Raw genomic sequence first — 14,379 nt, 5'->3', positions numbered from 1 at the left:
CCGGTGCGGCTCCGCCGAGTGCCTTCCCCCGCCTTCCGCGCGGCGCACGGCCATAGGTACCGTTTTGACTCTGAGTAACAAAAGTTTCACGTTCAGTTGTTAGTCGTCTGATGCACGCGGCCAGCGCGCCCAGTCGCCCGCGCGGCCCGTCGAACCCTCCGGAGGGTGTCAACTTCCGTGCCCGAAGCCACTGTCATCGTGACGTTCGACGTCACCGAGCCCCACCTACAGCACTGCCTCGACTCCCTGGCCCGCCAGCGCGACGACGGCGGGACCGGCGAGCCACGGGCGGACGCGCAGGTGGTCCTGGTCCCCGTCCGCGACGGTGACCGCCTCCGCGCCGACGGCGCCGAGCCCGCGGCCGAGTCCGCCTCCGAGACCTCCGACGCCGAGTCCGGCGGTGACGAGGACATGGCCGAGAACACCGAGGCCGACACCCGCGGGGAGGAGAACGAGCAGGGGGACGAGGCCGTCGAGCCCGCCCGCGAGGACGCGCTCACCGTCGCCGCCGCGTTCGCCGCCTCACCGCCGCCCGGCCTCACCGCCGTGCTCCTGACCGGCGGACCCGCCCCCGACCGCCCCGCCGCCCGCGCCCGCGGCGCCGCCGCCGCGCACGGTACCCACCTGCTCTTCCTGGAGGGCTCCGACGCCCTCACCGGCTACGCCCTGGCCTACCTCCTGCGCAGCGCGGGCGACACCCGCTCGGACCTGGTCGTCGGCAACGCGTACAGGTTCGACGAGCTGGGCGCCTCCCCCTCCAAGGCGCACCGCAGGTCCTGCGGCAGGCACCGCATGGCCGAGGACCCCCGCGCCGTCCCCGGACTGGCCGCGGACGCCACCCTGGGCAACAAGCTCTGGCGCAGGGGGTTCTGGGACTCCCTGTCCGACCACTCCCTCGACCCCGAGGACGCCGACCTGGGCCTGCGCCGGGCCGCCCTGTCCGCGGAGACCGTGGACACCCTGCCCGGCCCCGTCCTGCTCATGCGCCGGCGCGAGGCCGCCCTGCCGCCCCTGGACAAGGCCGTGCTCACCCGGCGCCTCACCGCGATGGGCGACCTCGCCGCCGACCTCGCCAGCGCCGACCGCGAACTGTGGGACCGCACCCTGCTCAGCGGCGAGCTGCACCAGCTCCTCCTGCGCCTGGACGACGCCGACGAGGAGGCCCGCGAGGCCGCCGTCGACCTGCTCAACGCCTACCTCGACCACGTGCCCGCGCGCCTCCTGCGCGGCCTCAACGTGCTCGACCGCCTCCTGTACCACCTGGTGCGCAAGCGGCGCACGGCCGACGTCCTGGAGGTCGCGACCTTCGCCAAGAGCGTCGAGATCAAGAAGGCCACCGTCGTGCGGCGCGGCCTCGGCTACTACGTCAGCTACCCCTTCTTCGAGTCGCGGGACCCCGCCCGGGCGGTGCCGCGCGAGGTGTACCGGCTCGGCGAGGACATCCGGGTCCGCCAGAAGACCGAGGACGTCCGCTGGTCGAACGGCCGCCTGCACGTCAGCGGCCGCGTCGGCATCCGCCACCTGCGCGCCCGCAGGCGCTGGCAGCAGCACCTGGCGGCCTTCGCCGTCAACACCTCCACCCGCCGCCGCGTCCGCGTGCCCGTGCACGTGCGGCTGGCCGCCGAGTACCGCCTCCCCGACGTCATCGACGCCGCCCGCCACGACCACGGGGGCTTCACCGTCGTCGTCGACCCCCGCAAGCTGCGCTCCTCCGGCGGGTGGGAGCCCGGCGACTGGAAGCTGGAACTGGTCGTCCTCAACCGCGGGATCACCCGCCGCAAGATCGTCGCCAACCCCGTCCCCGGTCCGCCCGAACGTCCGGGCTACCACCGCGTGGACGGGGACGTGTGGGTGCGCCCGCACTGGAGCAGGGACCGCCAGCTGCTGATCAGCGTCGAACCGGCCCGCGCGCGCGTCGCCGAGTACCGCTTCGACGCCCGCACCGGTGTGCTGGAGCTGGAGGGAGAGCTGGTGTCCGCGCCCGCGGCCGAGGCCACCGGGCTGCGTCTGACCCGCCGCCCCGGCACCGCCGCGCTCACCTACCCGGCCACCGTCCACGGCGGCCGCGTCACCGCCCGCGTGCACGCCGACGAGCTCTTCGACCGCAGCGTCACCGAGTGCGGCGGCGTGATCCGCCAGGAGGAGTGGGACGTCCACCTGGTCACCCCGGACGGGCAGGCCGTCGCCCTGGTCCTGCCCGACGAGGCGGCCACCGCCGCCTACGCGGCCGAGGACGGCCACCGCGAGCTGGCCGTGCTGCGCACCGCGACCGGTCACCTCAAGCTGCGCGCGGGCCACGCCCGGCCCGTGGTCGACCGCGCCCGCTGGGAGGGACGCGCCCTGCTGCTGGAGGGGGAGTTCTCCGCCGACGCCGACCTGGGCCTGGTCGCGCGGGCGCGCGGGCGCGACGAGGAGCACCCGCTGCGGGTGGAGCGCTCCGGCAGCCGCTTCACGGCCCGGTTCGCCCCCGCCGACGTGCCCACCCTGTCCGGTGAGCTGTCCCTGCCCGCGGGCACCTACCAGCTGTGGGGCCGGGTCGGCGACGCCGCCGGGGGCGGCGCCGACGCGACGGACGTGGGCGTGGAGTTCTCCGACGCGCTCATCCCCGGCCTGCCGCTGGAGATGCAGACCGGTGAGCGCGCCTACACCCTCTCCTGCCAGGGGCGCGGCGTCCCCGTGCTCCAGGTGGGCAGCGACCTGCGCCCCGCCGAGCGCGGCACCTTCGCCCAGCGCGAGCTGCGCGAGCGCCACTACCCGGCCCGGCGCCGCGAGCCCGTCACCGAGGGCGTGCTCTTCGACAGCTACACCGGCCGCCAGTACTCCGACAGTCCGCGGAGCGTCTACGCGGAGCTGCGGGGGAGGGCGCGCTGGGCGGAGTACCCGATGTCGTGGCTGGTCGCCGACGGCCAGGTGCGCCCGCCCGACGACCTGACCGCGGTGCGGCACCGGGGCCGGGAGTACTACGAGGAGCTGGCCCGCACCCGTTACCTGGTCACCAACTCCCGCCAGCCCCCGTGGTTCCACCGCCACCCCGACCAGGTGGTCGTGCAGACCTGGCACGGCTCGATGCTCAAGCGAATCGGCTTCGACGTCGAGAACGTCCGCGGCAAGTCGCGCGACTACTTCGACAAGCTCGCCTGGGAGACCGCGCAGTGGGACTACCTGGTCTCGCCGAGCCCGTGGGCGACCCCGATCCTGCGCAGCGCCTTCCGCTTCGAGGGCGAGGTGCTGGAGACCGGCTACCCGCGCAACGACGTCTTCTTCGCCCCCGACCGTGAGGCCGTCGCCGAGCGCACCCGCCGAAGGCTCGGCCTGCCCGAGGGCAGGAAGGTGGTGCTGTACGCGCCGACCTGGCGCGACGACAAGTACTACACGCGCGGCAGGCACAAGCTGGACCTGCACCTGGACCTGCGCCGGATGTACGACAAGCTCGGCGACGACCACGTGCTGCTGGTGCGCAGGCACCCCCGGGTGGTGGACAGCGTGCCGATCGTGGGCAGGGACTTCGTCTACGACGTGTCCCTCTACCCGGAGATCATGGAGCTCTTCCTCATCACCGACGTGCTCGTCACGGACTACTCGTCGATGATGTTCGACTTCGCCAACACCGGTCGGCCGATGCTCTTCTTCACCTACGACCTGGAGAGCTACCGGGACAACCTGCGCGGGTTCTACTTCGACTTCGAGGAGACCGCGCCGGGCCCGCTGCTGACCGAGTCCGACCAGGTCGTCGAAGCCCTGCTGGACATCGACGAGGTGGCCCGGCGCAGCGGGGCCGCCTACCGGTCGTTCGTGGAGCGGTTCTGCCCGCTCGACGACGGCCGCGCCGCGGCCCGGGTCGTGGACCGGGTCTTCGGCGGGGAGTGATCCGGGACGCGTGCCCCGGGGGGCGTGCGCCCCCCAGGGCACGGCGCCGTGCCCGTGCGTCCTGGGGAGGGGCCGCCCGGAGCGGTGCCGGTGCCTGTGGACAACCGTCCGGCGGCCTCCCGGGTGGGCCACAATGGGATCGTGATCGTCATCACCCGCTACTCCGTGCCCGAGGCCGACACCGCGGCCTTCCAGACCGACGCCGCCGCCGCGATCGAGGTGCTCTCCCGCCGCCCCGGTTTCCGAAGCCACCGGGTGGGCCGCGCCGCGGACGACCCCTGCCTGTGGACCGTGGTCACCGAGTGGGACGGCGCCGGTTTCTACCGCAGAGCCCTGTCCGACTTCGACGTCAAGGTCAACGCCGTGCCGCTGCTCTCGCGTGCCATCGACGAACCCACCGCGTTCGAACTCGTGACCGGGGGTGAGGCCCCGCTCTGAGGTCCTCGGGACGGTTTCCGCACGTCCGGTGACGGTTTCCGCGCCTCCAGGGATGGTTTCCGCGTCCCTGAGGGGAGTTGCCGCACCCTCGAAACGTGCGTGCGCGTACCCCCTGGTGCTCTAGCCTGGGTGGACGCGGTCGTCGCCGTTGCCTCTCCCCGGTTCCGGCAGCGCCGTGTTTCCACACCAACCGATGTATCGCGCACGCGATCCACCGACACCCAGCCGGATGGAGAGTTCCTCATGGCCGCCAAGTCAGAGGCAATGGACGCACTGGTCAACCTCGCCAAGCGCCGAGGTCTGGTCTACCCCTCCAGCGAGATCTACGGGGGTCTGCGAGCCGCCTGGGACTACGGCCCCCTCGGCGTCGAGCTCAAGAACAACGTCAAGCGCCAGTGGTGGCGCTCCATGGTTCAGGAGCGCGACGACATCGTCGGCCTGGACTCCAGCGTCATCCTGGCCCGCGAGGTCTGGGAGGCCTCCGGCCACGTGACGGCCTTCGTCGACCCGCTCACCGAGTGCCAGTCCTGCCACAAGCGCTTCCGGGCGGACCACCTCGTCGAGGCCTATGAGGAGAAGCACGGGCACGAGCCCGCCGAGGGCCTGGCCGCCATCGCCTGCCCCAACTGCGGCGCCAAGGACTCCTTCACCGAGCCGCGCATGTTCAACGGCCTGCTGCGCACCTACCTGGGCCCGGTCCAGGACGAGAAGGGCCTGGCCTACCTGCGCCCGGAGACCGCCCAGGGCATCTTCATCAACTACAAGAACGTCGAGCAGAGCGCCCGCCGCAAGGTGCCCTTCGGCATCGGCCAGATCGGCAAGTCGTTCCGCAACGAGATCACCCCGGGCAACTTCATCTTCCGGACCCGCGAGTTCGAGCAGATGGAGATGGAGTTCTTCGTCAAGCCCGGCAGCGACGAGGAGTGGCACCAGCACTGGATCGACATCCGCCACCAGTGGTACGTCGACCTGGGCATCGCCAAGGACAACCTGCGCCTGTACGAGCACCCGCGGGAGAAGCTGTCCCACTACTCCAAGCGCACCGTCGACATCGAGTACCGCTTCAACTTCCAGGGCGGTGAGTGGGGCGAACTGGAGGGCATCGCCAACCGCACCGACTACGACCTCAGGACGCACTCCGAGGCCTCGGGCGTCGACCTGTCCTACTTCGACCAGGAGAGCAACGAGCGCTACATCCCCTACGTCATCGAGCCAGCGGCCGGTGTCGACCGGGCGGTGCTCACGTTCATGCTGGACGCCTACAACATGGACGAGGCGCCCAACGCCAAGGGCAAGCTGGAGAAGCGCGCCGTCATGCGCCTCGACCCGCGCCTGTCGCCGATCAAGGCCGCGGTGCTGCCGCTGTCGCGCAACGCCGACCTCTCACCCAAGGCCCGCGACCTGGCCGCCAGGCTGCGCAAGCGCTGGAACGTGGAGTTCGACGACGCCGGAGCGATCGGCCGCCGCTACCGCCGCCAGGACGAGATCGGCACCCCGTTCTGCGTGACGGTGGACTTCGACACCCTGGAGGACGACGCGGTGACCGTGCGCGAGCGCGACACCATGTCCCAGGAGCGCGTGTCCCTGGACCGCGTGGAGACCTACCTGTTCGAGCGCCTGCCCGGCTGCTGAGCACCGGACCGATGAGGGCCGCCGTCCCCGAGCGGGGCGGCGGCCCTCGTGCTCTCCGGAGTGCGGACCGTCCGGCGGGGATGAGCCGGGGCGCGGAACCGGCCGGGGGAGGGCTCGACGCCCTGGGGAAAAATCCACGACGCATCCGGCGTCGACGATCCGCCGGGTCCTCCTCGGGCCTCCTGAGGGGCGGGAGCGGGGCCGATGACACGGTGAGACGGCCGGACCCGGGGGGATTGGTCTCCGGCCGCCTCTTCGGCTCCCCGGCCGCACACGACCGCAGGATCCGGTTCTCAACCTAGCGGTAGGGGGTGCGCGGTACGCGGTCGTTTGGTGCGCCTTGTCCTACCGTGTGAGCGAATCGTGACGCCGGCGGGGACCCGATTGGATACCTCGTTCTTCTATGCCTAGCTCTGCTAGGGCAAGCAACCCTAGTGGGACTAGGTAGAGGAACTGCGCGTGCACATCGACAAGGACCTGGTCGCGGCGTCGGCCACACCGCTCGTCCTGGGCATCCTGGCCGAGGGCGAGTCCTACGGATACGCCATCGTCAAACGCGTCAAGGAGCTCTCCGACGGACGGATGCAGTGGACGGACGGGATGCTCTACCCCCTGCTGCACCGTCTGGAGCGCAACGGCTACGTCCGGGCGTCCTGGGGCGTGTCCGAGACGGGCCGGCGCCGCAAGCACTACGCGATCACGGAGGCCGGGCTGGAGACGCTGGCCGAACGGCAGAAGCAGTGGGGCGTTGTCGCCGACGCCCTCCAACAGGTGTGGCAGGCCGCGTCGCGGCCCCCGATCCTCGGGGACGCCGCGGCAGGGGGGATCGCCTGATGAGCGAGACCACACGCGGTGACGTTCTGGAGGAGCAGATCGACCAGTGGCGTGGCTTCGTGCGCCGCCGCAGGGCCATCTCCCCGTCCGACATCGAGGAGATGGAGGACCACCTGCGCGAACAGGTCGCCGACCTGGGGGAGAGCGGCCTCGACGACGAGGAGGCCTTCCTCGTCTCGGTCAGGCGCATGGGCAACCTGGACGAGGTGTCGCGGGAGTTCGCGCGCGAGCACTCCCACCGGCTCTGGAAGCAGCTGGTCCTCGTCCCCGAGGCCGACGAGGGAGCGGGCGGCCTCACGCGCTGGCGCGAGCTCGGCGTGGTGCTCGCGTTCGCGGTCGGCGCGGGGCTGGCGGTCAAGCTCCTGTTCACGGCGGTCGACGACGAGTTCGCGCAGATCCGCAACGTCGCCTTCGTGGTGCTCCCGTTCCTGGCGGGATGGTTCGCCTGGAAGCGGCGGGTCACGTGGCGTGTGTGCGCGGCGCTGGTCGTGGTGGTGTTCCCGCCGGTGTTCGGCTTCGCCTGATCCAGTGACGATCACGTCTTCGCGTTGACCCGGGTCCCTCCCCGAGCCGGGAGGGACCCGGAGGCGGGGCGGGTGCCCGTCGCGCGCGTGTCCGTACGGTCGGTGGACCGGGCGCCGCACGGCGGGCGTCGTCCGGGCGGTCGTGTGGACCACGAACGACACCCCCCGTCGCGGTGCTCCGTCTTTCAGCCCGTGGTGTAGACCACGAACGACACCCCCCCGTCGCGGTGCTCCGTCTTTCAGCCCGTGGTGTAGACCACGAACGACACCCCCCCGTCGCGGTGCTCCGTCTTTCAGCCCGTGGTGTAGACCACGAACGACACCGCGACATAGTGGCAGACGAACGCCGCGATGGTCAGCGAGTGGAAGATCTCGTGGAAGCCGAACCAGCGCGGCGCCGGGTCGGGCCACTTGAGCCCGTAGACCACCGCGCCGACGCTGTAGAGCACCCCGCCCACCAGGATGAGGATCCACGTCGCCGGGTGGGTGCCGCCGATCAGCTGGGGGATGAACAGCACCGCCACCCAGCCGATGGCGAGGTACAGCGCGGTGGACAGCCAGCGCGGCGCGTTGAGCCACAGCATCTTGAAGCCGACCCCGGCGATCGCCCCGCCCCAGATCAGCACCAGCATGGCGGTGCGCAGCGTGCCCTCGAGCACCAGCAGCACGAACGGCGTGTAGGTGCCCGCGATGATGAGGTAGATGTTGGAGTGGTCCATGCGGCGCAGCACCTTCTGCGCGCGCGGCGACCAGCGCCCCACGTGGTAGACCGCCGAGGTGCCGAAGAGCATCACCGCGCTGAGCGCGTACACGGCGCTGGCGATCATGGCGGGCACGGTGGGGGACAGGCACACCAGGACGATGCCCGCGGCCAGGGCGAGCGGCGCCGTCCCCAGGTGCAGCCAGCCGCGCAGCCGCGGTTTGACCGCCTCCAGCAGGTCCTCGGCCGCCGTCGCGGCCCTCTCGGACACGGACGCGTCCGCGGGGGCGCCGGACTCCGGGTTCCGGTCGGTCCCGCCGTCGCCTGGGTGTCCGCGGTCGTTCCGGTCGGCCTCCGTGCGTCCGGTACCCCGCGCCTGTTCCTCCGACACGCTGCACTCCTCCATCCCGCGGTCCGCGCCGCTGCGGGCCCACCCGAAGCCTAACCTACGGCTCCGTAGGTTACTCATTGGTAGTTCTGTGTTTCGCGGCACAGGCATTCTCCCGTGGCGGATGTGGCATCGGATTGGTCGTGCGCGCTCCCGTGGCGGCGTTCGTCGGGGCCCGGCGGCCTCCGGGCTTATATGCACCTCCGTGACCAGCGACGTCGTGCTCGCTGGTGCCTCCGTTCGCCGGATCGGGGAGCCCGGGCGCTCTTCTTTTGCTGAACCATTGGTATAGACCTTTTCAATGGCTTTGAACTGGGGATATATCGAAAAGAGGGAGTTCATGGGCGAGTGATGATGTGGAGTGTGGATAGAGTCGCGCCCATCCGGGCACAGGCGCCGACCCAGCGCTGCGCCGCCGAGAAGCGAGGGAGCACCCCCGTGGCCAAGTACGTCTACACGTTCACCGAGGGCAACAAGGACCTGAAGGATCTCCTCGGCGGCAAGGGGGCCAACCTCGCCGAGATGACCAACCTCGGCCTGCCCGTTCCCCCCGGGTTCACCATCACCACCGAGGCGTGCCGCCACTACCTCTCCCACGGCAGCACGCCCGCCGGACTCGACGCCGAGATCGAGGCCAACCTCCAGGAGCTGGAGAAGGCCATGGGGCGCCGCCTCGGCCAGGCCGACGACCCGCTCCTGGTGAGCGTGCGCTCGGGCGCCAGGTTCTCCATGCCCGGCATGATGGAGACCGTCCTCAACATCGGGCTCAACGACGAGTCCGTCGTGGGCCTCGCCGCCCAGGGCGGTGACGAGCGCTTCGCCTGGGACTCCTACCGGCGCCTGATCCAGATGTTCGGCAAGACCGTGCAGGGCATCGACGGCGAACTCTTCGAGGACGCCATCGAGGAGGTCAAGGCCGCCAAGGGCGTCACCAGCGACCTGGACATGGACGCCGCCGACCTGCGCCGACTCGTCGACCGCTTCAAGGAGGTCGTGCGCGAGCGGACCGGCGGTCCCTTCCCGAGCGACCCCCGCGAGCAGATGGTGCTCGCGGTCCGGGCGGTCTTCGACTCCTGGAACGCCCCCCGCGCCGTCCTCTACCGCCGTCAGGAGCGCATTCCCGCCGACCTCGGCACGGCCGTCAACGTCTGCTCCATGGTCTTCGGCAACCTCGGTATGGACTCGGGCACCGGCGTCGCCTTCACCCGCGACCCCGCCACCGGCCAGCCCGGCGTCTACGGCGACTACCTCCAGAACGCCCAGGGCGAGGACGTGGTGGCCGGGATCCGCAACACCGTCCCCCTCGCCGACCTGGAACGGATCGACGCCCGCAGCCACGGCGAGCTGATGGCCGCCATGGACACCCTGGAGAACCACTACCGCGACCTGTGCGACATCGAGTTCACCATCGAGCGCGGCAGGTTGTGGATGCTCCAGACCCGGGTGGGCAAACGCACGGCCGCCGCCGCGTTCCGCATCGCCGACCAGCTCGTCGACCAGGGCGTGATCACCCTGGACGAGGCGGTCCAGCGCGTCACCGGCGACCAGCTCGCCCAGCTGATGTTCCCCCGCTTCGACGAGGAGGCCCTCTCCGGGACGGACGCCCACCGCCTGGGCCGCGGCATGAACGCCTCGCCCGGCGCCGCCGTCGGCAAGGCCGTCTTCGACTCCTACACCGCCGTCAAGTGGTCGCGCAGCGGCGAGAGGGTCATCCTGTGCCGCCGCGAGACCAACCCCGACGACCTGGAGGGCATGATCGCCGCCGAGGGCATCCTCACCAGCCGCGGCGGCAAGACCTCGCACGCCGCCGTGGTCGCCCGCGGCATGGGCAAGACCTGTGTGTGCGGCGCCGAGGAACTCGACATCGACACCAAGAACCGGCGCATGACCACGCCCGGCGGCGAGGTGGTCGAGGAGGGCGACGTCATCTCCATCGACGGCACCAGCGGCGAGGTCCTCCTCGGCGAGGTACCCGTGGTGGACTCGCCCGTCGTGCGCTACTTCGAGGGCGAGATCGACCCCGCCTCCGACGAGGCCGACGACCTCGTGCGCTCCGTGGACCGCCTCATGCACTACGTCGACGCCGCCCGCCGCATGCGCGTGCGCGCCAACGCCGACACCCCCGAGGACGCCGCCCGGGCCCGCCGCATGGGCGCGCAGGGGATCGGCCTGTGCCGGACCGAGCACATGTTCCTGGGCGACCGCCGCCAGCTCGTGGAGCGGCTCATCCTCGCCGACACCGAGGAGGAGCAGACGCAGGCCCTCGACGCGCTGTTGCCGCTCCAGCGCGAGGACTTCGGCGGCATCCTGGCGGCCATGGACGGCCTGCCGGTGACCGTGCGCCTGCTGGACCCGCCGCTGCACGAGTTCCTGCCCGACATCACCGAGCTGTCGGTGCGCGTGGCCGTGGCCGAGGCGCGCGGGGAGAGCCACGAGAACGACCTGCGGGTGCTCCAGGCGGTGCACAAGCTGCACGAGCAGAACCCGATGCTGGGCCTGCGCGGCGTACGCCTGGGCCTGGTCGTGCCGGGGCTGTTCACCATGCAGGTGCGCGCCATCGCCCAGGCCGCCGTCGACCGGATCGCCGCGGGCGGGCGCCCCCGCCCCGAGATCATGATCCCGCTGGTCGGCACCGTGCAGGAGCTGGAGATCATCCGCGAGGACGCGCTGCGCGTGCTGCGCGAGGTGGGCCGGGAGAACGGCGTCGAGCTCGACTTCCCCGTCGGCACGATGATCGAGCTGCCCCGCGCCGCACTGACCGCCGGGCAGATCGCCGAGAACGCCGAGTTCTTCTCCTTCGGCACCAACGACCTCACCCAGACGGTCTGGGGCTTCTCGCGCGACGACGTGGAGGCCTCCTTCTTCTCCGCCTACCTGGAGAAGGGCGTGTTCGGGGTCTCGCCGTTCGAGTCCCTGGACGTGGACGGCGTCGGCCGCCTGATCCGCATCGCGGTGGAGGAGGGGCGAGCCGCCCGTCCGGGCATCAAGCTCGGGGTGTGCGGCGAGCACGGCGGCGACCCCGCCTCGGTGCACTTCTTCCACCGGGTGGGCCTGGACTACGTCTCCTGCTCCCCGTTCCGGGTACCCGTCGCCCGCCTGGAGGCGGGCCGGGCCGCCGGACACGCCGCGCCCTGACCGGACCGGAGGCGAAACGGGTGCGGCGGTCCCCGCGGACCGCCGCACCCGCCGCGTTCCCTCCCTGCTCCCGCCGCGCCGCCTCCGCGCGTGAAGCCCCTGACCAGAGGGGGAAACGGCATCACCCGAACGCCCTGGGACCGTCCCGGCCGGCCACACGCGCGGGAATGCGCTGTGATCTGTCCGTGATGTATTCTGGCCGCCAGCCGGGCCACCGCTTCCCCGCCCGCCTCCCCGTGCCCGCGAAACAGGTACGGGGCGCGCTGACACCACCCTCCGCCACGGCCCTCCCACGGGCCGAACCGCTGAGAACCAGCGATGGGCGGAGGCCGTCCCAGTGGGGGTGACACGCCCCCTGACCAGAGAATGTGCGGAGGTGAGCCGGTGCGAACGGCGAACGACGGCCGCGGCGACGAGCCGTGGGAGGACCCGACCACCGCCCCCTCGTCCGATGACGAGGCCACCCAGGTCTTCTCCCGCGGGGCCTTCGCCTCCGCGTCCCCCGGGGACGAGGGCGCCACCCGCGCGTTCTCCGCTGACGACGAGACCACGCGGGAGTTCCGGCGCGACGAGGTCCTGGCGCCCGACGCGCCCGCCCCGCAGGGCGTGCCCGCCGACCGGTCGGCGGCCGACGACGCCGTCTTCACCCGCCGCTTCGTCCGCGAGCGCCCGCGGCCCCGCGCCCGTGTCTCCCCGCCCGCGCCCCCGGCGCCCGAGCTTCCCGAGGAGGGGTTCCCGGAGGAGGAGTTCCCGCGTGCCCCGGAGCCCGCGCCCCGCCGCGGCCGCCGCCCCGAGCCGCCGTCCTTCTCCCGGCCGCGCCGACCGCGTCGGCGCCGCTTCCGCCTGCGCTGGCTGGTCAGCCTGCTGCTGGTCACGGCTCTGGCCGTCCCGGCCGGTACCTGGGTCTGGGTCTGGTACGTGGCCCGCCAGGACGAGCGCACCACCTCCGACGCCATCGTCGTGCTCGGCGCCAGCCAGTACAACGGCGTGCCCTCGCCCGTCTTCGAGGCCCGGCTGCGCCACGCCCAGGTCCTCTACCTGGAGGGCGTGGCCCCGGTCATCGTCACCGTCGGCGGCAAGCTGCCCGGCGACAACTTCACGGAGGCCGCCTCCGGGCGCGACTGGCTGGTCGAGGTGGGCATCCCCGGCGCCCAGGTCATCGCGGTGGAGGAGGGGCGCGACACCCTCCAGAGCATCGACGCCGTCGCCGAGGTCTTCGAGGCCAACTCCTGGGACACCGCCATCCTCGTCTCCGACCCCTGGCACAGCCTGCGCTCCGAACGCATGGCCGCCGCCCACGGCATCGAGGCGGGCACCTCGCCCTCCCGGTCGGGGCCCGCGGTCATCGAGCGCCGCACCCAGCTGTGGTACATCACCAGGGAGACCGCGGCGCTCTGGTACTACTGGATCTTCGACGACAGCAGCGACATCCAGGTCGACGCCGCCTGACCAGCGCGGACGGCGACCGGGTCGTAGCTGGGAAGTAGGGTCGCACACACGATGACGAACAATCCCCGCGAGGGCGGAGCACTCGGCTACACGCACCAGGACACCGAGCGCAGGGCCCTGGAGAGCCGAAAGAACCGGGCCCGCGACCCCTTCGAGCGGGACCGGGCCCGGGTCCTGCACAGCGCCGCCCTGCGCCGCCTGGCCGCCAAGACCCAGGTGGTCCAGCCCGGTGTGAGCGACTTCCCGCGCACCCGCCTCACCCACTCCCTGGAGTGCGCCCAGATCGGCCGCGAACTCGGCCAGGCCCTGGGCTGCGACCCCGACCTGGTGGAGGCCGCCTGCCTGTCCCACGACCTGGGCCACCCGCCCTTCGGCCACAACGGCGAGCGCGCCCTGGACGAGGCCGCCGCCGACTGCGGCGGGTTCGAGGGCAACGCCCAGAGCCTGCGCCTGCTCGTGCGCCTGGAGGGCAAGGTCATCGACCCCGACGGGCGCAGCGCGGGGCTCAACCTCACCCGCGCCACCCTCGACGCCACCGTCAAGTACCCCTGGCTCCGAGGCGAGGGCGGCGACACCCACAAGTTCAACTGCTACCCCGACGACACCGGGGTGTTCGACTGGCTGCGCCGGGACGCGCCCCCGGGCCGCACCTGCTTCGAGGCCCAGGTCATGGACTGGGCCGACGACGTCGCCTACTCCGTGCACGACGTCGAGGACGCCCTGCACGCCGGGCTGGTGGACCCCGCGGCCCTGCGCGGCGCCGCCGAGCGCGCCGAGGTCGTGCGGATCGCCGCCGCCGACTACTGCGACGCCGACCCCGCCGAACTCGACGAGGTCTTCACCGACCTCATCGCCCACCCCGCGTGGCCGCGCGAGTTCACCGGCGACCTCGCCTCCCTCGCCGCCCTCAAGAACCTCACCAGCGGGCTCATCGGCCGCTTCTGCCGGGCCGCGGAGGAGGCCACCCGCGCCGCGCACGGCCCCGGGCGCCTCACCCGTTACGGCGCCGACCTCCTGGTGCCCCGCCGACCCCTGCTGGAGTGCGCCCTGCTCAAGGCGGTCGCCGCCCACTTCGTGCTCTCGCGGGAGGAGGCCCGGGCCTACCAGGCCGAGGAGCGCCGCCTGATCACCGAGCTGGTCGGCCTCCTGTGGAAGAACGCCCCCGAGGGCCTGGACCCGCAGTTCCGCGCCGCCTTCGCCGAGGCCGCCGACGACTCCGCCGCCCTGCGCGTGGTCATCGACCAGGTCGCCTCGCTCACCGACACCTCCGCGACCTCGCTGCACGCCCGCCTCACGGGCTGAGCGCGGAGGCCGCGCACACGCCCCCGGTCCCTCCCCGCCGTCCCCAGGGGCGGGAAAGGGGGGTTGACTTCACCGATGTGAGCGCTAACAATGTTGCGCACGTCACAGAA

The 14,379-nt window shown here is 72.1% G+C and carries 9 protein-coding genes; 8 read left to right on the top strand and 1 reads right to left on the bottom strand.

Annotation, left to right across the window (positions count from 1 at the left end):
- The first annotated feature begins 177 nt into the window (after positions 1-177).
- The 5 genes from ACSIH6_RS16385 (at position 178) to ACSIH6_RS16365 (ending at position 7,295) form a co-directional block, all read left to right on the top strand.
- Positions 178-3,867, top strand: a complete 3,690-nt coding sequence (locus tag ACSIH6_RS16385) for a CDP-glycerol glycerophosphotransferase family protein (RefSeq protein WP_435109156.1) — start codon at positions 178-180, stop codon at positions 3,865-3,867.
- A gap of 141 nt (positions 3,868-4,008) precedes the next feature.
- Positions 4,009-4,305 carry an antibiotic biosynthesis monooxygenase family protein gene (locus ACSIH6_RS16380; RefSeq protein ID WP_190394534.1) on the top strand — a complete coding sequence of 99 codons (297 nt, stop codon included), beginning with the start codon at positions 4,009-4,011 and terminating at the stop codon, positions 4,303-4,305.
- 243 nt (positions 4,306-4,548) lie between these two features.
- Positions 4,549-5,937: a glycine--tRNA ligase gene (locus ACSIH6_RS16375; protein WP_435109155.1), complete on the top strand. Its 1,389-nt coding sequence runs from the start codon at positions 4,549-4,551 to the stop codon at positions 5,935-5,937.
- Positions 5,938-6,396: 459 nt separating this feature from the next.
- Positions 6,397-6,771: a PadR family transcriptional regulator gene (locus ACSIH6_RS16370; protein ID WP_435109154.1), complete on the top strand. Its 375-nt coding sequence runs from the start codon at positions 6,397-6,399 to the stop codon at positions 6,769-6,771.
- Entirely contained in the window at positions 6,771-7,295 is a 525-nt protein-coding gene (locus tag ACSIH6_RS16365; protein ID WP_435109153.1) for a permease prefix domain 1-containing protein, read from the top strand. The genes ACSIH6_RS16370 and ACSIH6_RS16365 overlap by 1 nt, the downstream gene beginning before the upstream one ends.
- Positions 7,296-7,588: 293 nt before the next feature.
- On the opposite strand, the gene trhA is transcribed toward ACSIH6_RS16365, so the two are convergent.
- Positions 7,589-8,401, bottom strand: coding sequence for a PAQR family membrane homeostasis protein TrhA (trhA, locus tag ACSIH6_RS16360; protein WP_435109152.1), 813 nt, complete (start codon positions 8,399-8,401; stop codon positions 7,589-7,591).
- 420 nt (positions 8,402-8,821) lie between these two features.
- On the opposite strand from trhA, the gene ppdK reads away from it, so the two are divergent.
- The 3 genes from ppdK to ACSIH6_RS16345 all read left to right on the top strand — a co-directional run bounded on the left by ppdK (position 8,822) and on the right by ACSIH6_RS16345 (position 14,269).
- On the top strand, positions 8,822-11,518 hold the full coding sequence (ppdK, locus tag ACSIH6_RS16355; protein ID WP_435109188.1) for a pyruvate, phosphate dikinase: 2,697 nt from the start codon (positions 8,822-8,824) through the stop codon (positions 11,516-11,518).
- A 384-nt stretch (positions 11,519-11,902) separates the two neighbouring features.
- Entirely contained in the window at positions 11,903-12,967 is a 1,065-nt protein-coding gene (locus ACSIH6_RS16350) for a YdcF family protein (protein ID WP_435109151.1), read from the top strand.
- Between the two features lie 51 nt (positions 12,968-13,018).
- Positions 13,019-14,269, top strand: coding sequence for a deoxyguanosinetriphosphate triphosphohydrolase (locus ACSIH6_RS16345; RefSeq protein ID WP_435109150.1), 1,251 nt, complete (start codon positions 13,019-13,021; stop codon positions 14,267-14,269).
- The last annotated feature ends 110 nt before the right edge of the window (positions 14,270-14,379 follow it).

The organism is Nocardiopsis synnemataformans (assembly GCF_965343085.1).
In the GTDB taxonomy this organism is placed as follows: domain Bacteria; phylum Actinomycetota; class Actinomycetes; order Streptosporangiales; family Streptosporangiaceae; genus Nocardiopsis; species Nocardiopsis alborubida.
Note: the sequence above shows the minus strand (reverse complement) of the source record. Positions and strands in the feature narration are given on the sequence as shown.

Coding starts and splice junctions, on each gene's coding strand:
- ACSIH6_RS16375 (WP_435109155.1), top strand. CDS start 4,549: ATGGCCGCCAAGTCAGAGGCAATGGACGCACTGGTCAACCTCGCCAAG.
- ACSIH6_RS16365 (WP_435109153.1), top strand. CDS start 6,771: ATGAGCGAGACCACACGCGGTGACGTTCTGGAGGAGCAGATCGACCAG.
- trhA (WP_435109152.1), bottom strand. CDS start 8,401: ATGGAGGAGTGCAGCGTGTCGGAGGAACAGGCGCGGGGTACCGGACGC.
- ACSIH6_RS16345 (WP_435109150.1), top strand. CDS start 13,019: ATGACGAACAATCCCCGCGAGGGCGGAGCACTCGGCTACACGCACCAG.